This is a genomic window from Streptomyces sp. YIM 130001 (assembly GCF_003574445.1).
In the GTDB taxonomy this organism is placed as follows: Bacteria; Actinomycetota; Actinomycetes; order Streptomycetales; family Streptomycetaceae; genus Streptomyces.
Map to the genome: position 1 here is coordinate 253,599 of NZ_KZ984552.1, position 19,683 is coordinate 273,281.

Below are 19,683 nucleotides of genomic sequence, written 5' to 3' on the forward strand. Positions count from 1 at the left end.
GTCCACGACGGGCAAGAGCGCGATCCGGCCGCGGGCCCGCGGCCTCACTCGTGAGGCTTCGGGGCCAGCCCCCGCAGACGCTCCATGTCGCGGCGGTCGCGCTTCGTCGGGCGGCCCGTACCGCGGTCGCGGATCCCTGCCGGGGCGACGGCCTCGCGCGGGGGCGGCGGCGGACTGTTGTCCACGTACGCCTCGACCGCGACGGGCGCTCCGACTCGCTTGCGCAGGACGTGGCGTACCACCACGATCCGCTCCCGGTCGCCCTGCCGCAGGCGGACCTCGTCGCCGGCCCTGACCGTATGGGCGGGCTTGACGCGCTGGCCGTTGACCCGGACCTGGCCGGCCCGGCACGCGGTGGCCGCCGCCGAACGCGTCTTGGCCAGACGTACCGACCAGACCCAGACGTCGGCCCGCACGCCGCCCGTGTCGCTCTCACCCGTCCCCTTGGAGGTCATGGGTTTGACTTTAGTCCGGGACCGGGCCTGCGATGGAGGCATGTCCGACATCGAGCACGACGCGGGGCGCCCGCCGGACCGGCCCGTCCCGGGCGTCTCGCCGGACAGTGCCGACTTCCCGCAGGTCGCGGCCCGCACCGCGGAACCCCTCGCGGTGCTCGACTCCGTGCTCACCGACTGCCGCGCCTGCCCGCGCCTGGTGGACTGGCGCGAGGAAGTGGCCCGGACCCGGCGTGCCGCCTTCGCCGAGCAGGAGTACTGGGGCCGCCCGGTGCCCGGCTTCGGGCCGGCGGACGCGCGCCTGCTGGTGATCGGGCTCGCTCCGGCCGCGCACGGCGGGAACCGGACCGGCCGGATGTTCACCGGGGACCGGTCGGGCGATGTCCTGTTCGCCGCGCTGCACGAGCTCGGGCTCGCCTCGTCAGGTGTCGCCACCGGACCGGGTGACGGCCTCACCCTGCACGGTGTACGCGTCACCTCGCCCGTGCACTGCGCCCCGCCCGCGAACCGGCCCACACCCGCCGAGCGCGACACCTGCCGCCCCTGGCTGGTCCGCGAGCTCGAACTGCTCGGCCCGGCACTGCGCGCGGTCGTGCTGCTCGGCGCCTTCGGCTGGGGGGCCACCCTGCCGGCCCTCGCCGCGGCGGGCTACGAACTCCCGCGCCCCCGGCCGGTGTTCGGGCACGGTGCCAGGGTCACCCTGCGTAGCGGCACCGGTCGGCCACTCGATGTCTTCGGCTGCTTCCACGTCAGCCAGCGCAACACCTTCACCGGGCGCCTGACCCCGGCGATGCTCACCAGGGTCCTGGCGGACGCGGCGACGGCGGCCGGTCTCGAGATGCCGGCCAACGCGACGGGGGACCAGGCCTGATCAGGCCTGGGGACGGGCCTGATCAAGTCCGGGGAGCCGCTGCCGGAGCTGCTGCATACGCGGCGAGGCAGTGGGCCAGCCGTACGGCTCAGCAGAACAGGAAGGGTCCGGGCGGTCCTGCATAGCGTGCAGAGGTGGACGAGACCAAGAGCGGCGCGACCCGGAAGACCGCCCCGAGCCCGCCGGCGGACCGGCCCTCGGCGACCGCCTACCGCAACCTGATCGTGGCCACCGTCGGCTTCTGCCTGACGTTCTGGGCCTGGAACCTGATCGCGCCGCAGGGCGCCGACTACAAGGACCGCCTGGGACTGAGCTCGTTCCAGCAGTCCCTGCTCGTCGCCGTGCCGGTGATCGTCGGATCGCTGGGGCGTATTCCGGTCGGAGCGCTGACCGACCGCTTCGGGGCGAAGCTGATGTTCCCCGTGGTGTCGGCGTTCACCATCGTGCCGGTGCTGCTGCTGATCCCCGCGAAGGACTCCTACGGCGCGATGCTCGCCGTGGGCTTTCTGCTCGGGCTCGGCGGTACGACGTTCGCGATCGGCATTCCGCTGGTCAACTCCTGGTTCCCGCCCACGAGCCGGGGTCTCGCGCTCGGCATCTTCGGGATGGGGATGGGCGGTGTGGCGCTCTCCGGATACTTCACTCCGAGAATGGCCAAGAACAGCGAGAACCTGCCGTTCCTCGTGGTGGCGGTCGCACTCGCCGCCTTCGCCGTACTGGCTGTCCTGCTGATCAAGGACCGGCCGGACCGGCCCGTACCGACCGCGTCGCTCGGCAGCCGCCTCGGCTCGGCCGGCCGGCTCCGCGTCACCTGGGAACTGTCGGCGCTGTACGCCATCGGCTTCGGCGGCATCGTGGCCTTCGGCGTCTATCTGCCGACCTACCTGAAGACCTGGTACGAGCTGTCGCCGACCGACGCGGGCACCAAAGCGGCCGGATTCGCCCTGGTCACGGTGGTGTTCCGGCCCATCGGCGGCTGGCTCGCGGACAAGGTCCACCCGGCCACGGTCACCGCCTGGGCCCTGGGCATCGTCGCGCTGCTGGCCATCGTGCAGGCCTTCGACCCGAGCCTCGACCCGGTCGGGACCATCTGCTTCCTCATCATGGCGGCGGGGCTCGGGACCGCGAGCGGCAGCGTCTTCGCCCTGGTCGCACAGGTGACCCCGCAGACGCAGGTCGGCAGCGTCACCGGCATCGTCGGCGCGGTCGGCGGCCTCGGCGGATTCGTACCGCCGCTCGTCATGGGAGCGATCTACAGCGCCAAGGACTCGTACTCCATCGGCTTCATGCTGCTCGCCAACCTCGCACTCGCCGGATGCGTCTACGCCTACGGCCGGATGCGCTCCATCCGGCAGGACGCCTGAGGGGACCCGGCCCGGCACACGCACCTGCCGGGTTGGTGGACAATGGCTGGTCGAACCGGCGCCGTACCGCTGCGGCGCCCGCCCCCTCGCGGCAGAGAGACCAGGCACGTTGGCGAACGAGCAGCACGACACCCCTGCGGACGGTGAGCGAACCCGCGGCGCCGGCGCCACGGACGACGACGCGCGGGGCCGACCGGAGCTGGAGCTTCGGGCCGACTGCAGCCGGTGCTTCGGGCTGTGCTGTGTGGCCCTGCCGTTCGCCGCATCGTCCGACTTCGCGCGCGACAAGCGTGCCGGCACGCCCTGTCACAACCTGGCGACCGATTTCCGCTGCGGCATCCACCGAAGGCTCCGCGACGAGGGCTACAGCGGCTGCACCGTGTACGACTGCTTCGGCGCCGGCCAGCAGGTCTCGCAGGTCACCTTCGGCGGAGTCGACTGGCGCAGCGCACCGGAGTCCGCGGGCGAGATGTTCGAGGTCTTCCCGGTCATGCGACAGCTGCACGAGCTGCTCCGGTACGTCGCCGACGGCCTCGGCCGGCCGGAAGCCGAGCCGGTGCACGCCGGGCTCCGCGCCGCGCGCACCCGCCTGGAGGGGCTGGTCGGCAGCGACGCCTCCACCGTCCTCGGTACCGACGTACCGGCCCTGCGCGGCGAGATCAACACCCTTCTGGTGCAGGTCGGAGACCTGGTGCGCGCCGAGGTCCCGGGCCGGACGAAGAACCGTCGCGGAGCCGACCTGTTCGGTGCCCGCCTGGCCGGCGCCGACCTGAGGGGCGCGAGCCTGCGCGGGGCCTGCCTGATCGCCGCGGACCTCCAGCGCGCCGACCTGCGACGCACCGATCTCATCGGCGCGGACCTCAGGGATGCCGACCTCTCCGGCGCCGATCTCACCGGCTCGGTGTTCCTCACCCAGCCCCAGTTGAACGCGGCCCGCGGCGACGCCGCCACCCGCCTGCCCCCGGGCCTGGCTCGCCCGGACCACTGGAAGGACGGCGAGGCGAGCGTGGCGCCGGCGGCGGACGGCGGTGGGCGCTCGGGGGCCGGTCCGAAGCGCGTCAGGCCGCGTCGGGGACGGCCGCGACGGCCGTGATCTCGACCAGCTGTCCCGGGTAGCCGAGCGCGGCGACACCGAGGAGCGTGGAGGCGTGCGGTCCGGTGCTGAGCCCGGAGGCGCGTACGACGTCCCAGACCTCGGCGAGTACGGCGGGGTCGGGGCTCACCACGTACACATCCGTGTAGGCGACCTGGGCGAGGTCGGAGCCGACGGCTGCCAGCTGCTCCTCGAGGTTGGCGATGACCTGCCGGGCCTGGCGGGCGGGATCGCCCGCTCCGACCAGCGCGCCCGCCGCGTCCAGCGGCACCGACCCGGCCAGGAACGCCAGCCGGGTGCCGGCCTCGACGACGGACGCGTGCGCGTAGGCGGGCGGGCTGAACAGGGTGGGTACGACGGTGCGCTTGATCATGACGGCCTTCCGGGTCGGCGGGGTCGGCTGGTGGCCCTGCCGGTCGCCGGTCAGCCGCGCTTCCGGTCCCCGGGAGGTGCCGTGGTGCCGACCAGCGGATCATGGGAAGCAGTCGGGGGCATCCGGTTTTTCCGCACGGTGACCGCGACGGGGCGGCGGACGAGCCGTCCACCGCCGAGGCGGGGGAATGATCCGCTACGAACAGGAGTTGGGCAGCGCATGAAGGCGATCGCGATCGACAGCTATGGTTCCCCCGACGATCTGCGGCTCACGGAGCTGCCCGACCCCAAGGTCGCGCCCGGCGAGGTCCTCGTCCGCGTGAAGGCGGCCGGGATCAACCCGGTCGACTGGAAGGTGGCGGCCGGGTATCTCGACCCGATCATGGAGACCGCGTTCCCGATCGTCCCCGGCTGGGACGTGTCGGGCGTGGTGGAGGCCACGGGGCTCGACGCGGGTGAGTTCTCCGTCGGCGACGAGATCTTCGGCTATGTCCGCAAGGACTGGGTGCAGCTGGGCACCTATGCGGAGCTGGTCGCCGCGCCGGTGCGGACCCTGGCCCGTAAGCCGGCCGCCCTCGACTGGCAGCAGGCCGCAGGGGCGCCGCTGGCCGGGCTGACCGCCCTGCAGTCGCTGCGACGGGTCGGGGTGGGCCCCTCAGACACCGTGCTCGTGCACGCCGCGGCAGGCGGCGTCGGTTCACTCGGCGTGCAGATCGCCCTCGCGCTCGGCGCGACCCGGGTGATCGGCACGGCGAGCGAACGCAACCACGACTACCTGCGCTCGATCGGCGCGGAACCCGTCACGTACGGCGAGGGACTGGCCGACCGGGTGCGGGCGCTCGCCCCGGAGGGCGTGGATGCCGCGCTCGACTTCGTGGGCGGCGACGTCGTCGACCTCTCGCAGAGCCTGCTGCGCCGAAGGGACCGGGTGGCCTCCATCGCCGACGGCTCTGCGGCCGAGAAGGGCGGCCACTACGTGTGGGTGCGCCCGGACTCCGCCGATCTGGAGTTCCTCGCGGGACTCGCCGACGACGGACAGCTGAGGGTGCATGTGGAGCGGGCGTTCCCGCTGGCCGAGGCGGCGGAGGCCTGGCGGCTCAGCCAGCAGGGGCGCACCCGCGGGAAGATCGTCCTGACGGTGTGAACCGGGCCGCCGGGCACGGTGGTGGCTCCGGGGCGGTGCCGGGAAGGTGTCGATCGCACCCGGTCCCGGCACCACCCGAGGGCGCGCCGTTCGGGGTTTCCTACTCCTCGCCGGGCTTCGGCAGGGCGCAGTCCGGTGCGGAGAGGTCGATCTTGTTGCCGGTGCCCACGCAGGGCACGATCGTGTGGGTCTGCTGGGCGTAGCTGATGCCCGGGTGCGAGGTGATGTCGCCGTTCTCGTCGACCTCGCACGGGTTGTTGACGGCGCAGTCGGTGCCGCCCTCGTGGCCGGTGTTGTTCACGGCGACGACCTTGCCGGTGGCGTCGTCGAGCACCGGGGAGCCAGAGGTGCCGCCGACGGTGTCGCAGGCGGCGGTGTAGCGGACCGAGTCCTTGAACGTCCAGTCACCCTCGCGCAGTTCGTGCGCGAAGCCGTCGATGTCGCAACTGTAGACACGCTTCCAGTAGCCGGAGGCGACGCTGATCGCGGTGCCTTCGGACGGCCGGTCCGCGGACAGTTCGAGGGCCGTGATGCCGTGCTCGCTCTCGATCTCCTCGTAGGTGGAGGTGAGTTCGTACAGCGACACGTCGGTGTCGGTCATCGTGGCGTAGGCGACCTTGCTGGCCTGCAGGGTCGCCACCTCGCCGCCTGATGCGTCGAGGAGTTCGAAGGTACGGCTCGACGGCTCGTCGACGACGACCTCGCCCGCGCCGGGGAATCCGCTCTCCAGGCAGTGGCCGTTGGACATCACCAGGGCCGGGTCGCCGGGGGCCGAATCGGGCGTCCGGACGACGGAACCGGAGCAGTTGCTCAGTGCCACGGTGCCGGCGAGATCGACGGCCTGGGTGGTGGGGCGGTCGTCGGCGGGCGCCGCCGTGGCGGCCGCGGTGGCCGGAGCCGCGGTGGCTCCGACGAGCAGCAGGGTCAGCAACGAACCGAGCAGCGGTTTCTTCATGTGGTGGCCTCGAATGGTCAGTGGGGGGACCGGAGTTCGGGAAGAACCCCGGCTGTTGTCATGCGCATTGTGGGGGTGGCGGCGACCTCGGACAACCGTGCACGGTTACCGGACACCGGTAGAGGTCTCCGTGCGACGGACACTTGCCCTGAAGAGGCCAACTCGCCGCAGGTGAGAGGGGATTGACGTGGTGAGGGCCGACCGGCCACAGTCGCGGCGATGGAGATCACCGATCCGACGCCCGCGGAACTCCGCGTCCTGGAGGCGTTCCCGCGTGGAGACCGGCTCGACTTCCGGCCTCCCCCCGAAGGCGACTCCGCCTCCGACGCCCCTGCCCTGGGCGCGGACTGGGGGCCCGAACGCACCGTCCGTGCCGAGGTGTTGCGTGCCCTGCTGCTCGGCGGGCCGCGCCTGGACGGCGAGATACCCGCGCTGCGGATCGCCGGTGCGCGGATCGTCGGGCACCTCAGGCTGCACTACGCGACGATCGACTGCACCGTCAGCTTTCTCGCCTGCCACTTCGACCGCCCACCGCTCCTGTTCGGCGCCCAGGTCCGCAGGTGGTACCTGGGGGAGTGCGTGCTGCCTGCGCTGCACGCCGGAACGCTCCGCACCGAGGGCGACCTCGTGTTGTCCGACGCCCGGATACGGGGCCAAGTCCGCCTCGCCGGGGCCCGGATAGGGGGCGCACTCTTCCTGGAACGGACCCGGATCGGGCCCGTACCGCCGTCCGGTGACGAGCACGACCTGGAGTCGGCGCTCCAGCTCAACCAGGCCACCGTGGAACGCGACCTGGTCGCAGGCGGTCTGTGCGTACAGGGCGAGACCCGTTTCAGCGGAGCCGCCGTCACCGGCACGGTCCGGCTCCACGACGCCGTGCTCGACCACCGCGGCAGCACCGCCCTGCAGGCCACCACGTTCACCGTCGGCGCCGATCTGCACGCCCCGCGCCTGACCGCGCTGGGCCGGGTCAACCTCCGCGGCGCTCACATATCGGGACAGCTCAACCTGGGATTCGCTCGCCTCGCCAACCCCGGCGGGATGGCCCTGCGCGCCAGCAGCATCTCCGTCGGCGAGCTGTGGCTACGCCAAGCCGACCGGATCCAGGGCTCGTTGACGTTGCGGCGCGCCCAGGTCGGTCTCCTGCACATCGCCCCGGAAGTCTGGCCCGACCAGGTGCGCCTGGACGGCTTCGGCTACACCTCGCTCGATCCGCACGAGCCCGCGGCCCGCCGACTGCCCGTCCTCGAGCGCGACACGGACGGCTACGTCCCGCACGCCTACGAGCAACTCACGACGGCCTACCGCAGGATCGGCGACGACGCAGGCGCCCGCGCGGTACAACTCGCCAAGCAGCACCGTCACCGGGGAACCCTGCCCTGGTACGCCAGGATCTGGGGCTATCTCCAGGAAGTCACGGTCGGCTACGGCTTCCGGCCCACCCGTGCCGCGGCCTGGCTGCTCTCGCTGCTGCTGGCCGGATCGCTCGCGTACGGACTCCACCCACCGGACCCGTACAAGGCGGACCAGGCGCCCGAGTTCAATGCTCCGTTCTTCACCCTCGACCTGCTCCTGCCGATCGTCGACTTCGGCCAGGAGCGGGCGTTCGCACCGGACGGCCCTCTGCAGTGGCTGTCGTACGTCCTGATCGCCGCCGGATGGGTGCTCGCCACCACGATCGCGGCCGGGGTCACGCGCACCATCAGCCGGCAGTGAACGCCGGGGAATCCGGCAGGGGTTCGCGTGACCGGCAGGTCAGTTCCCGGCCTACTCGTCGCGGTCGGGGATGTCGCGTACGACGCGGAGCCGCGGTGCGCCGCGGTGCTCGGGAGCAGGGGCCGCGGAATCCGGTACGGGCTCGGGTTCGGCGGCGGGTGTGCTGCCCCGGGGGTGCAGGGCGAGGGTGAGCCGGGTCAGGCCGGCCGCCCGCAGAGTGCTGGGCGTCTCGGTCACCACCCGGCAGGTGGTGCGGCCCCACCTGGGGTCCGGGTGCTGCACGGGACGTACCGCCCCGTCGTGGTCCACGGCGCCGGGGCCCACGGCGCGCACCCAGTGCGGAAGCCCTTGCTGGAAGGCCGCGTTCATGATCGGGTTCTGCCCGATCTCGTTGCGGATCTCCTTGAGTACCGGATCCTGCCGGTGCACGTCGAGGGCCGCCGCGAACTGCGCGAGCATCGGCAGACACCAGCTCGTCTCGCGCTCCCGCAGGACCCGCCCGGCGTCGGGGTGGAAGAGCACCAGGCGCAGGAAGTTCTGGTGCGGCATCGCGGTCGGATGCGGCTTGAATCCGTCGAACAGAAGGTCGTACGCGGAGTTGGTGACGGCCACATTCCAGCGGTGATCGACGAGCAGCGACGGGAACGGGACGGAGTCGAGGACGCTGGTGTAGTCCCGCAGATACGCCCTGGTGCGGGGGTCGTGCGCCGCGCGCTCCTGGTCCCGGACGGCCCGGTCGGCGCCGCACGAGCGGCTCGCCCACCTGTCGTTCCCCATCGGGCGGGCCTCCTTCCGGTGCGCGCGTGAGATGCGTCGCGGGGCGATCCTGGCGTCCGGGCGAGGGTGTGTCAACAATCGTGGCATTTACTGCCGTTGAGCGAATGGATCGCGCCACAGCTGTGGCAGCCTCTGGCTGTCGACCCGACTACGGGTTAGCCTCCCGGCAGTTCCGCCGAGTCGCCCGAGTCCTGATTCGTCCCGGGCGGACGCGGCGACAGATTCAGACGTAGCGTCAGATTGCCTACCGGCAGATTGAGGAGACGAGCGGTGCCAGAAGGCTTCTCGGCTGGGGGCCCGCCGGCCGCCGGGGCGCCCGCGTCCTTGGTCGCCCGAGTCGTCGAACTCGCCGAACGGCTCGGTGTGAGCCGCGACGAGATCCTCGATCCGGAACGCCTGTCCGGCGAATCCGGAGTTCCCGCGGGTGCCGTCCGTGACCTGCTCGACGGCGGTACGGGTGGCGAGGGCGACCTGCAGACACGCTTCCTGCAGCGCTTCGAACTCCTGCGCCGTACCCGCCTGAAGGCCAACGGCCGCCCGTACACCCAGCAGGAGATCGCCGATGGTGCCGGAATGTCACGGCAGCAGGCGGGCGCGCTGATCCATGGCGACCGACGGCCGACGATGGAGCACTGCGCGGCCATCCAGCGGTTCTTCGAGGTGCACGCGGGCTTCCTCACCGCGGAGGATCCGGAGGCGCTGGCGGACTGCCTGCGCCGCACCGAGCAGGACCTTCTGCTGCGGCTGGCCGAGTCCGATGGTGAAGTGCCGGTTCCCGCAACGGAGTTGCCGGTCGATCCGCTGCAGCGAATCCTGCAGGACCACGGTGTGCGGGGCATCGCCTGGCGGGCAGCTCAACTCCCCTCGGACAAGCACCGCGACAAGGTCACCGAATGGCTGGACCTCCTGCTCGAGAACGTCAGGCGCAACGACCCCTGACGCGGGCAACGAGCCCTGACGCGGGCAACGACCCCTGACGCGAGAACGGGACGCGATTCGGCCGAGAATCATCCGGCCGCAGCGCGCCCGGGGCGGCGGTGCCGTGTCGCGGAGCCGCCCGAAGAGCCGGTGTCCCACCCGGAGTTTGGCCGAGAACCTCTTGACCGTGCCCAGTCACACGCTAAGGTCTAGACCAAGAAAGAACGTGAACCTCGCGCTCTGGATGCCGAGTTGACGCCTGCCCGGAACCAGGGCCGGGCCCGGGTCGAAGCGTCCGAAGGCCGGGGGTGTCCCCCTCACGTTCGCAACCCCCACCAGGTGGGGCGCCGTTCCCCCCACTCGACCGGCGCTCACGCCGTGAAGGAGTTGGCATGCACAAGAGCCGTAAGCTCGCCGTCGCCCTCGGCGCGGCCATCGCCCCTCTGATCACCCTCAGCATGACCGCGGCCCCGGCCAGTGCCCACGGGTACGTGAACGCACCGCCCAGCAGGCAGGCACAGTGCGCCGCCGGCACCGTCGAATGCGGTGACATCAAGTACGAACCGCACAGTGTCGAGGGCCCGAAGGGCCTGAAGTCCTGCAACGGCGGGGTCGGCCGCTTCGAGGAACTCAACGACGACAGCAAGGGCTGGGTGCACACCCCCGTCGGTCAGTCGCAGGAGTTCACCTGGACCCTGACCGCACAGCACGCGACCAGCACCTGGGAGTACTACGTCGGCGGCAACAAGATCGCCGAGTTCGACGACGGCGGCGCCAAGCCGGGCGCCACGGTCAACCACCAGGTCGACTTCGGCGGTGCCAGCGGCGAGCAGACCGTCCTCGCGGTGTGGAACATCGCCGACACCGCCAATGCGTTCTACGCCTGCATCGACGTCAACATCGGCTGACCAAGGCCGGGATCCACCACGGCCGGCGGCAGGACGCCACCGTCCGCCCGACGAGCCGAACGGACCGGACCGGGCCTGGACCGGACCTGTGGCGGGCGTGCGATGACCCGCCCGCCACAGGTCCTCACCACCGGTCGGGAAAACAGTCCCGGACCACCGGACGGCGAGACCGCCCCGGGGTTGGGGCCCACTCGGGTCCCAGCCCCGGGGCGTCGGCGCGCCCGACCCCCGGTGCGCGCCGTGCGGAGCCGTCCCGGCATCCCCAACCGGGTGCCTCCGCTGCCTGTGTGCGGGGAGTGCCTCGCGGACGGTGGATTGCTTCCGCCCAGGGGGACTGCTTCCGCCCAGGGGGACTGCTTCCGCCCAGGGGGACATGGCATCCGGTGCCTTGCCGCGCCGGCCGGGCGTCACCCGGCGGCCAGCTCGCCGAGCAACTGCCAGGTGCGCTTGCGGTCCGCGTCGCCGCCCAGCTCGGTGGCCGTCACGACCACCTCCGTCGCTCCCGCGTCGCGATAGCGCCGGACCGCGTCCGCCACCGTCCGCTCGTCGCCGATCGCCGCGAGGTGCGCGGCCCGTTCCGCACCCGAGAGCGCGATCACCCGCTGGTACGACGGGATCGTGTCGTAGAAGGCGAATTCGGTGGCGGCCCGCTCGCGCACCGCGTCCGGGTCGGAGGTCACGACGCCGGGAACCAGCGCCACCACACGGGGAGCGGGACGGCCCGCCGCCTCGGCCGCCTTCGTCAGCGCGGGCACCACATGCTCCTCCAGCGCCTTCGGACCGGCCAGGAACGGCAGCGTCCCGTCGGCCAGTTCACCTGTGACCCGCAGCGCCTGCGGTCCCATCGCGGCCACCAGGAGTGGCACCGGCGGCTCGGTGCCACCCGGTACCCGTGCCGGCCTGGGGGTGTTGGCCGTGAGCAACTCGCCCTGGAATTCGGCGGTCCCGGTCGCCAGCAGCCCCCGCAGCGCCGTGAGGAACTCGCGCAGCAACCGGATCGGCCGCTCGTGCGGAATCCCGAACGCCGACTCCACCAGAGCCTTGGCGCCGAGGCCGAGCCCCAGGTGGTAGCGGCCACCCGTCGCCGCCTGTGCGGTCTGCGCCTGGCTGGAGACGATCAGCGGGTGCCGGCCGAAGACCGGGATCGCGGACGATCCCACCTGCAGCTCGGGGACCTCCCGCCCCACGATCGCTGCCAGGGTCGCCGAGTCGTACCCGAGAGTCTGGGCGAACCAGCCCGAGGTCAGTCCGGTCGCGGCGGCCTCACGTGCTCGCAGCACGGTGTCATCGATCGATGTGGGCTCGGAGCCCGAGATGAGGACTACTCCGACAGTCATGTCAGGATCCAACTCCCGCAGGACGGACGGAATTTCCGTAGAAGTGTTAAAGGTTCGTGTCGTCGGCACGAAGCGGGCGGTGGCTCTGCCGGGCCGCTCAGAAGTCGGCGACCACCCGCTCGTCGACGCGTCCGACGGACTCCTGGCCGAACTGCCGCATGTACCGCTCGCGCACCTGCTCGATCCTGGCGTCCCGCGCGGGTGCTTCCGCGATCGGGTACAGCAGCGTCAGTTCGTAGGAACGCTCCCGCTCGATGCGGCCGTTCGCGTCGCGCCACTGGCCCCGGCCCTCCTGGACGGTCAGCCCGTCGGGGAAGTACGGGGTGACCTCGCGGTCGATGAAGCGGGTGAACTGCCGTTCGGTCACGGCCGGACCGCCGTCGGGCCGTTCGGTGCCGAACAGCAGCCGTGTCTCCAGGTAGGCCGCGCGGGCTGCGGGGCGGGTCTCGTGCGATGCGTGGGCAGCCGTGGGGCGCATCTCCTGGGACGCCTGGGCGGCGCCCGGTGCGGCGCAGGTGAGCAGGGCGAGCGCCGTGACGAGTACGCCTGCTCGGGTGCGGGCGGAGGCGGGCCGGCGGGTGCGTGGTACGACGGTGTCGGGCTTGGTCCGGGGCGTGCGCAGGTGCATGGGGCTGATCCTCTCGGCGGGGTGTCGCCCGGACAACGGCGACCGGCCTGCAAGGACACGCCCGCCCCCGCGCTCCGAGGTGAGGATCCGCACGGATGGCGGGTCGGGCGGCCGGGAGCGATGCGTGCGTAAGACGCAGGGGTGTCGGTGCACGTGGGCGTGGGCGTGGAACCGAGACTGCACGCGCAGGCGGCGTCGAACCGTCATGCGCGTACGTGGACCATCGAGCGGTGGTCGTACGGGGGAGGGCGGTCAGGCTCCGATGCCGGCCTCGCGCAACAGCCTTTCGACCGAGCCCCATTCGGGGTCCACCGGAGCCGTTCGTCGTTCGCCGACGCCCCGGTCCTTGAATCCGCTGGATGTGGCGATGCACACCGCCGGGCCTTCGGCGCGTACCGCCGCCGCGTCCTCGAGCCCTCGCAACCCTGCGAGACCCGCGGCGGACGACAGCTCGAACCACAGCCCCGCATCGGCGAGTTCACGCTGCGCCGCCCGCATCTGCGGGTCGTCGACGAGGAGGGACCGTCCCGCGCCGCGCGACATCGCGAGCACCCCGCGATGGCCGCCGACCGGGCATCCGATCGAGTAGGCGGCCGTCGGCCCGAGCTCGACACGCGCCGCGGCCGCCCCGGTCCCCAGCGCCGCCGCGAGCGGTCCACCGGCCGCGGGCTCGCAGCTGAACACCCGTGGCACCCGGTCCACGAGGCCGAGGCGGTGCAGCTCCGTGAAGCCCTTCCACACCCCGAAGAGCAGCTCGCCGTAGCCCGTGGGCACGAACACCGAGCCGGGGGCGCCGAGTTCGGCCGCGATCTCGTAGGCGACCGTCTTGTAGCCCTCCGGGCCCCAGGCGTGGCCGGTGTGGAACCGTGTCAGGTTGCTGGCCGGATGGAAGCCGAAGGTGTCGGCGATCCGCTCGGCCAACGGCCAGCGTGCGTCGACCGGCACGGGCAGCACCACCGCCCCGTACGCGTCGACCATCGAGGCCACCGCGGGCGGCGCTCCGGCCGAGCTCAGGATCACGCAGCGCAGTCCGGCTCGTGCTGCGTAGGCCGCCGCGGAAGCGCCGTGGTTGCCGGAGGAGGCGACCACGATCCCCGGGGCGCCCGCACCCTTCGCGGCCGACGCGGTCACGCGGTTGAGGCGGTCCTTGTGGCTCCACGTCGGGTTGCGGGACTCGTCCTTCACGAACACCCCGTCGTCGAGCTCGACCAGCGGCGTGCCGCCCTCTCCGAGTCCGGGAGTGAGTAGCGGGGGCAGCAGCGCCGCCCAGCGGTCGTGGCCCGAGGAGGCGCGAAGGGAGCCGCGCGACCGGTCGCCGTCGGGGCGCCGCGGCGCACTCAGGAAATCGTCCTCCACGCGCGCGTAGTCGTAGTCGACCTCCACCGGATACGACATCGTCTCCGTGCTGGTCCGCGGACAACCCCGGGTGAGCGGCGGCCACAGCGGGTACTCGACCGCTGGATCGCCCAGTGACCGCTGGACCGTCGCCAGCGAAACGTTCGACCGCTCAGTCTTCGAAGTCATGGCCCGAGCCTAGGGTCAGTCCTCCCTCCGGCTCGCGGCCCGGGTACGCCGCCGGCGTGACCGGGCCACCCGCGCCCCGTACCGTTGCGGGATGACGTCTCGTGCGTACGACGGACCGGCCGATCTCGTCATCACGGACTGCACCGCGCTCGTGCCCGGCCCGGACGGGCAGCCGCAGTTCGTCGAGGACGCGGGGATCGTGGTGCGTGACGGCATCGTCGCCGACGTCACCGCTTCGGCCCGCGCGGCGGAGGCGCCCGCGGCCGAACGCATCGACGCACACGGGCAGATCGCCATGCCGGGCCTGGTCAACTGCCATACGCATGCGGGCATGGCGGCCTTGCGGGGCATCGCCGAGGACCTGCCGATCGAGCAGTGGTTCAACGACCGCATCTGGCCCGTCGAGTCCCGGCTCACCGACGAGGACGTGGCGTGGGGCACGCGGCTCGCCTGCGCCGAGATGATCCGGGCCGGAGTGACCTGCTTCGCGGACCACTACTTCGCCATGGACAAGGTCGCCGAGGTCGTCACCGAGTGCGGGATGCGGGCCGATCTGGGCTGGGCGCATTTCTCCTCGCAAGGCCCCGAGGTCGCCGCCCGGTCCCTCGATTTCGCCCTCTCCGCGCGCGGCACCGCCGGTGGACGCATCACCACCAGCCTCGCCCCGCATGCCCCGTACACCGTCGACGACGCCGACCTGGCCCGGATCGCCGAGCTGGCCGCCCGGCACGGTCTGCCCGTCCATCTGCACGCCGCCGAGAACCGCGACCAGACCGAGGCGAGCCTGGCCCGGCACGGCCGCACACCCATCGAGGTGCTGCGCGACACCGGACTGCTCGACGTCGACGTCCTCATCGCGCACGGCACCGGGATCGTCGAACGGGACCTGCCGGTGCTCGCCGCCGCCCGCGGCCGTATCGCCGTGGCCTGCGCGCCCCGCGGCTATCTCAAGTTCGGCTGGGACACCACCCCGATCGCACAGCTCGCCGAACTGGGCATCCCCGTCGGCCTCGCCACCGACGGAGCGGCCTCCAACAACACCCTCGACGTGTGGGAGTCGATGACACTCACCGCACTCGTCCAGAAGTCCGTGACGCGCGACCCGACCTGGCTCACCGCCCGCCAGGCGCTGCACCACGCCACCGTCCAGAGCGCGCGGGCGGTCGGCCTCGCAGGCGTGATCGGCGAGATCGCCCCTGGTCGGAAGGCCGACATCGTCCTCGTCGACCTCACGGGGCCGCACACCCAGCCGGTGCACGACCTCGCATCGACCCTCGTGCACAGCGCCCGTTCCAGCGACGTGACGACCACGATCGTGGACGGCCGCATCCTGATGCGCGACCGCACCCTGGTCACCCTCGACCTGCCCCGCATCACCGCGGAACTGGGACGGCGCCTCCCCGACCTCGTCGCGTACGACCGAGCCGAACGCATCCAGACGTACAACGGCTGAGCGGTACGCCCCGCCTCGCATCGGAACGCAACCCCCGGCAACCCTTGCCCACGCGTCTCACCGAGCGTGACGATCGCAGGGGCCGTGTTCCAGGTGGCTCGCACCGCCCGAGGGTGCCGCACGGCCAGGGAGCTGCCATGGAGGACCACAGCACACCGTCCGAGGGGCCCTACGGGGCGAGCCGGATGGCGCCTCCGCGCGGCCGAAGCCGCGGCATGGGGTCCTTCGAGGGCGCCGGAGCGTCAGCGCTCGGCGGAACGCCGCGGGTGCGGTGCGTGCCGCATCCAGGCGGGCACGGTCCCGGTGAGCCGGCACAGCGTGAGGTACAGGGGTATCGGAGGCGTGTACGGAGCCGTACCGCCGGGCCGGTGGATCAGCCGCGGGCCACTCTGGCCACCGGGTACGACAGCACCCGTCGCATACCGCACCGGTGTCGGCCAGTCCATGCAGAACTCGGATCCGGAGGGCACGATCAGCCACCACACCGGGCCGTCCGCGTACACGCAGCCGATCTTGGGGAGGCGGGCCATCACCTGGCGCCCGAACGCCTCCGGCATACCGACGGCGTCGCAGCCCAGCGGAGTGCGCATGCCGTCGGGCAAGGGCAGGGACACATCTCCGATGCGCCGTTTCAGCGCAGTCAGGGAGTCGACGGTCATCAGACGCATCCAGGCTCTCCCTCCCTGGCGAGATCGGCCCAGACGACAAGCCCGAGTCCGCCGGCTGCCTCCTGGGCGCCCCACGCCTTGCTCACCGCGGAGACGAGGAGCAGGCCGCGACCGTGGTCGTCGTCGCCCGCACGGGACGGATGGGGACTGGGGGTGCCGTCCGCGCACCCCTCGTCACGTACCACTATGCGCAAGGTCCGAGCGACGGAGTCATCGGCGAGCTCGCAGACGATCTGTTCACTGCCCGTGTGCACCACGGCGTTCGTGACCAGCTCGGATATGACCAGCGCGGCCGTTTCGCAGGTGTCGTCGCCTATCGACCACCGCGTCAGGTGATGTCGCGCGAGGCGTCTGGCGCTGGCCACCGAATCGGCGCGGGCTGCCAGCTCGAAGCGACAGCGGCGGTCGCCGACAACGGTCCCGGCGTGGTGGTGCACAGTACTGGCGTTACCAAGTGCCACGGCCGGTTCCTAACGGGGCGGACGATTTCACGCATGCCACTATCGCTCTGCCGCGGACACTTGGCAAGGGTCACAATGAAAAGTGCAGAGTGCGGTGTGCTCCCGCGATCCGCGTGGCAGACTGCACCGCGACAGCGACGACAGGCCCGACGGCGGCCAACAGGAGGCAGTAGTGAGCGAGCCGCGGTCCGCTCCCACCGTGGGTCAGGTCGTCCTGGGCAAGCGCCTCCAGGAACTCCGGGAGGGTGCGGGGCTCAAGCGTGAGGAGGCCGCGAAGGTTCTGCGCGTCGCCCCCGCCACGGTGCGGCGTATGGAGACCGCCGAGGTCACCCTCAAGATTCCCTACCTCCAGCTGCTCCTGCAGGCTTACGGAACGCCCGCAGACGAGTCCGAATCGTTCATCACCCTCGCCGAGGAGGCGAACCAACCGGGCTGGTGGCAGCGCTACCACGACATCCTGCCGGGCTGGTTCAGCATGTACGTCAGCCTCGAGGGCGCGGCCTCCCTGATCAGGTCCTACGAGCCCCACTTCGTCCCCGGTCTGCTCCAGACCGAGGACTACGCGCGCACGGTACTGCGGTCCGGCGCGGTCGGGCAGACCAGCCCCACGGAAATAGAGCGCCACGTCGACCTGCGCATGCAGCGCCAGGAGCTCCTCGTCGCCGAGGATGCGCCGCGGCTGTGGGTCGTCATGGATGAAACCGTGCTGCGGCGTGCCGTCGGAGACCCCGGCCTAATGCGCGCTCAGGTGGACCGTCTCCTCGAGGTCGCCGAACTGCCGAACGTGACCCTCCAGATCGCCGAATTCACCGCCGGACACCACCCCGGCACCTACGGCCCCTTCGTCCTGTTCCGCTTCGCTGTACCCGAGCTGCAGGACATGGTCTACACGGAGTATCTGACCGGTGCGGTCTACCTCGACCGCCGCGCCGAGGTCGTGACCTATCTCGAGGTCATGGACCGTATGGCGGCGCAATCGGCTACGGCACACCGCACGAAGGAGATCCTCCGGGATCTCCGCAAGGAGCTGTAATGGACCACATATCCGACCGGATCTACAACGGCATGCCCGCACGCGAACTCGGCTCGGAGGGCTGGCACAAGCCCTGGAGCGGCGGCAACGGCGGTAACTGCGTGGAAGCCATGCGCCTTGCCGACGGCCGGATCGCGGTGCGGCAGTCCGCCGACCCCGACGGCCCCGCGCTCATCTACAACAGCGGCGAGATCGACGCGTTCATCCGCGGAGCGAAGTGCGGTCAGGCCGACTTCCTGCTCTCCTGACCCGCCCTCGGCGCGACGGCAGCGCCCCAGCCCGTGCCGGCCGACGACGAAACCGATGAGACCGAGCGTCCTATCGCCTCCCCTGCGGTGCTCTTTTCCTTGCCACGGCGCGACGGTGTCCGGGCCCAGACGATCCGGGCCCGCCCCGGCGCCCCGACGACCTGGGCGGATCTATCCGGAGGCTGAGGCGCGGTGCGGCCCGCCGCCTGTGCCTGCCGTACGCGGCGGGCCCCAGGTCGCGTGGGTGGTGAGCTCCTCAGGCGATGAGTTCCTCGGGTAGTGAGTTCCTCAGGCGGTGAGGCCGAGGACCAGGGATGCGCAGCCGGCCAGGGCGGCACCGCCCCGTACGTGGTTCCAGACCGTCCACTCGCGCAGGAATCGAGTCCAGTGCTCGGCGCTCTCCGGTGCCTCGGGATCGAGAGCGCCGAGGGCTTCGTTGCGGGGTATGTTCGCCGCCGCCGTCACACCGAAGGAGCCGAACAGATAGAGCAGGCAGCCGAGCCACAGCTCTATCCGTCCCGCGTCGGGTGACACCACGAACGTCACCACGGCCACCGCGACGGACAGCACCGCGGTGCCCATGAAGACGCCCAGGAACCAGGCGTTGATGATCACCACGTTGATCTTCTGCATGGCGGCTATCCCCTGTGCGGCCGGCAGGGCGCCCAGGGCCCGCATCACCGAGGTGGAGAAGGCGAAGAAGACGCCGGCAACGAGACCGCACCCCAGAGCGGTGAGCAGGGTGAGGACGAAATACGGGCCATCGATCATGACAATTCCCGATCTACGAAGGCTGGTTGGCGATAACTCGTAGGTCCGATACCTGGGGTGGAGTCAGTTGCCGGCTCGGACGTCGAAGATCCTGCAGTGCGTGACGTACCGCTACAAGTGAATTGCTTCCGGCTCTGGCGGGCCATGGCCGAGGCGCGCGCCGGCATACGCCGTCGTCTCGTCCGCACGAGACGGGCCGCCCGGCCCACCGCGCGTCCGAGCGCCGATGCATGATGGGGCCCGTGCACCTGCAACCGATCACCTGGCAGCGGCTGGTCCGAGCCGTGACCGACCGCCTGCCGGAGCACCGGGCCGAACACGATGACCCGTGGCTGAGGGTCGCGGTCGACGGGGCACCGGCCGCGGATCCCGGCGGCTTCGCCGCACAACTGACCGACGTATTGCGGGAACAAGGCCGCCCCACGCTCTCGGTCGACACCCACGGCTTTCTGCGACCTGCATCACTGCGCTTCGAGTTCGGACACGAGGACGTCGACAGTTACTACGACGGGTGGTTCGACACCGGTGCACTGTGGCGGGAGGTGTTCGGACCGCTCGAGGCCGGTGGGAGCGGGCGGGTGCTGCCCGACCTGTGGGACCCGGAGCGGGACCGCGCCACGCGCAGCCCGTACGTCCAACTCCCGCCGGGCGGTGTGCTCGTCGTCCACGGCCCCTTTCTCCTCGGGCACTGGTACCCCTTCGACCTCGTCGTGCATCTCGCCCTGTCTTCCGGAGCACTACGGCGACGTACCTCCGAGGCCGAACGATGGACGCTGCCGGCCTTCGCCCGCTACGAGTCCGAGGTGGCGCCCGCGGAGGCCGCGGACGTGCTCGTCAGGGCGGACGATCCGAACCGCCCGGCATGGCGCGGCCGGGATGGCTCCGACGCCGGTCGGGACGGATCCCGATGACGGTCCGTGACGCCGGTCGGTGAGCGGGTGCGCGCCGGTCGGGCCGGGACGAGAATGAGTCCGCCGGTACCAGCGG

The 19,683-nt window shown here is 71.6% G+C and carries 21 protein-coding genes; 11 read left to right on the top strand and 10 right to left on the bottom strand.

Annotated elements, in window-relative coordinates:
* Positions 1-44 precede the first annotated feature (44 nt).
* Complete coding sequence (locus tag DSC45_RS11070) at positions 45-506, bottom strand: RNA-binding S4 domain-containing protein (protein WP_119289955.1); 462 nt, start codon at positions 504-506, stop codon at positions 45-47.
* On the opposite strand from DSC45_RS11070, the gene DSC45_RS11075 reads away from it, so the two are divergent.
* The 3 genes from DSC45_RS11075 to DSC45_RS11085 all read left to right on the top strand — a co-directional run bounded on the left by DSC45_RS11075 (position 496) and on the right by DSC45_RS11085 (position 3,783).
* Complete coding sequence (locus DSC45_RS11075) at positions 496-1,326, top strand: uracil-DNA glycosylase (RefSeq protein WP_119289606.1); 831 nt, start codon at positions 496-498, stop codon at positions 1,324-1,326. The genes DSC45_RS11070 and DSC45_RS11075 overlap by 11 nt on opposite strands.
* 134 nt (positions 1,327-1,460) lie before the next feature.
* Complete coding sequence (locus DSC45_RS11080; protein ID WP_119289608.1) at positions 1,461-2,690, top strand: nitrate/nitrite transporter; 1,230 nt, start codon at positions 1,461-1,463, stop codon at positions 2,688-2,690.
* A 199-nt stretch (positions 2,691-2,889) separates the two neighbouring features.
* A complete protein-coding gene (locus DSC45_RS11085; RefSeq protein WP_240434587.1) occupies positions 2,890-3,783 on the top strand; it encodes a pentapeptide repeat-containing protein in 894 nt (297 codons plus the stop codon).
* Here DSC45_RS11085 and DSC45_RS11090 read toward each other — a convergent pair.
* Positions 3,749-4,156, bottom strand: coding sequence for a RidA family protein (locus tag DSC45_RS11090; protein WP_119289612.1), 408 nt, complete (start codon positions 4,154-4,156; stop codon positions 3,749-3,751). The two genes, DSC45_RS11085 and DSC45_RS11090, sit on opposite strands and share 35 nt — an antisense overlap.
* Positions 4,157-4,375: 219 nt before the next feature.
* Between DSC45_RS11090 and DSC45_RS11095 the strand changes: the two genes are divergently transcribed.
* Positions 4,376-5,299, top strand: a complete 924-nt coding sequence (locus tag DSC45_RS11095; RefSeq protein ID WP_119289614.1) for an NADP-dependent oxidoreductase — start codon at positions 4,376-4,378, stop codon at positions 5,297-5,299.
* Positions 5,300-5,399: 100 nt separating this feature from the next.
* On the opposite strand, the gene DSC45_RS11100 is transcribed toward DSC45_RS11095, so the two are convergent.
* The gene (locus tag DSC45_RS11100; protein ID WP_119289616.1) at positions 5,400-6,254 is read right to left on the bottom strand and encodes a trypsin-like peptidase domain-containing protein; all 855 of its coding nucleotides are present in this window, start codon (positions 6,252-6,254) and stop codon (positions 5,400-5,402) included.
* Positions 6,255-6,473: 219 nt separating this feature from the next.
* Between DSC45_RS11100 and DSC45_RS11105 the strand changes: the two genes are divergently transcribed.
* The gene (locus DSC45_RS11105) at positions 6,474-7,970 is read left to right on the top strand and encodes a membrane-associated oxidoreductase (protein WP_119289618.1); all 1,497 of its coding nucleotides are present in this window, start codon (positions 6,474-6,476) and stop codon (positions 7,968-7,970) included.
* A gap of 51 nt (positions 7,971-8,021) precedes the next feature.
* Here the strand turns inward: DSC45_RS11105 and DSC45_RS11110 are convergent, their stop codons facing one another.
* Positions 8,022-8,747 (bottom strand): MmyB family transcriptional regulator, encoded by a 726-nt coding sequence (locus DSC45_RS11110; RefSeq protein WP_119289620.1) that lies wholly within the window; start codon positions 8,745-8,747, stop codon positions 8,022-8,024.
* Between the two features lie 270 nt (positions 8,748-9,017).
* Between DSC45_RS11110 and DSC45_RS11115 the strand changes: the two genes are divergently transcribed.
* Positions 9,018-9,686: a helix-turn-helix domain-containing protein gene (locus tag DSC45_RS11115; protein WP_119289622.1), complete on the top strand. Its 669-nt coding sequence runs from the start codon at positions 9,018-9,020 to the stop codon at positions 9,684-9,686.
* A gap of 371 nt (positions 9,687-10,057) precedes the next feature.
* Entirely contained in the window at positions 10,058-10,573 is a 516-nt protein-coding gene (locus DSC45_RS11120; protein ID WP_119289624.1) for a lytic polysaccharide monooxygenase auxiliary activity family 9 protein, read from the top strand.
* 407 nt (positions 10,574-10,980) lie between these two features.
* Here DSC45_RS11120 and DSC45_RS11125 read toward each other — a convergent pair whose 3' ends face one another.
* From DSC45_RS11125 to DSC45_RS11135, 3 genes are all read right to left on the bottom strand, one after another.
* Complete coding sequence (locus DSC45_RS11125) at positions 10,981-11,910, bottom strand: LLM class F420-dependent oxidoreductase (protein WP_119289626.1); 930 nt, start codon at positions 11,908-11,910, stop codon at positions 10,981-10,983.
* A 97-nt stretch (positions 11,911-12,007) separates the two neighbouring features.
* Positions 12,008-12,388 (bottom strand): DUF3574 domain-containing protein, encoded by a 381-nt coding sequence (locus DSC45_RS11130; protein ID WP_240434588.1) that lies wholly within the window; start codon positions 12,386-12,388, stop codon positions 12,008-12,010.
* Between the two features lie 402 nt (positions 12,389-12,790).
* The gene (locus DSC45_RS11135; protein WP_119289629.1) at positions 12,791-14,062 is read right to left on the bottom strand and encodes a threonine synthase; all 1,272 of its coding nucleotides are present in this window, start codon (positions 14,060-14,062) and stop codon (positions 12,791-12,793) included.
* Positions 14,063-14,153: 91 nt separating this feature from the next.
* Here DSC45_RS11135 and DSC45_RS11140 point away from each other — a divergent pair, with 91 nt between their 5' ends.
* Entirely contained in the window at positions 14,154-15,515 is a 1,362-nt protein-coding gene (locus DSC45_RS11140) for an amidohydrolase (RefSeq protein WP_119289631.1), read from the top strand.
* A gap of 242 nt (positions 15,516-15,757) precedes the next feature.
* Here the strand turns inward: DSC45_RS11140 and DSC45_RS11145 are convergent, their stop codons facing one another.
* Positions 15,758-16,174: a hypothetical protein gene (locus tag DSC45_RS11145; RefSeq protein WP_240434589.1), complete on the bottom strand. Its 417-nt coding sequence runs from the start codon at positions 16,172-16,174 to the stop codon at positions 15,758-15,760.
* Positions 16,174-16,644, bottom strand: coding sequence for an ATP-binding protein (locus DSC45_RS11150; RefSeq protein ID WP_346426653.1), 471 nt, complete (start codon positions 16,642-16,644; stop codon positions 16,174-16,176). Before DSC45_RS11150 ends, DSC45_RS11145 begins: the two co-directional genes overlap by 1 nt.
* Positions 16,645-16,816: 172 nt before the next feature.
* Here DSC45_RS11150 and DSC45_RS11155 point away from each other — a divergent pair, with 172 nt between their 5' ends.
* Entirely contained in the window at positions 16,817-17,677 is an 861-nt protein-coding gene (locus DSC45_RS11155) for a helix-turn-helix domain-containing protein (RefSeq protein ID WP_119289636.1), read from the top strand.
* Positions 17,677-17,925 carry a DUF397 domain-containing protein gene (locus DSC45_RS11160; RefSeq protein WP_119289638.1) on the top strand — a complete coding sequence of 83 codons (249 nt, stop codon included), beginning with the start codon at positions 17,677-17,679 and terminating at the stop codon, positions 17,923-17,925. Before DSC45_RS11155 ends, DSC45_RS11160 begins: the two co-directional genes overlap by 1 nt.
* A 288-nt stretch (positions 17,926-18,213) precedes the next feature.
* Here the strand turns inward: DSC45_RS11160 and DSC45_RS11165 are convergent, their stop codons facing one another.
* Entirely contained in the window at positions 18,214-18,696 is a 483-nt protein-coding gene (locus tag DSC45_RS11165; RefSeq protein ID WP_119289640.1) for an anthrone oxygenase family protein, read from the bottom strand.
* Positions 18,697-18,929: 233 nt separating this feature from the next.
* Between DSC45_RS11165 and DSC45_RS11170 the strand changes: the two genes are divergently transcribed.
* A complete protein-coding gene (locus DSC45_RS11170; RefSeq protein WP_119289642.1) occupies positions 18,930-19,607 on the top strand; it encodes a nucleoside/nucleotide kinase family protein in 678 nt (225 codons plus the stop codon).
* Positions 19,608-19,683 lie beyond the last annotated feature (76 nt).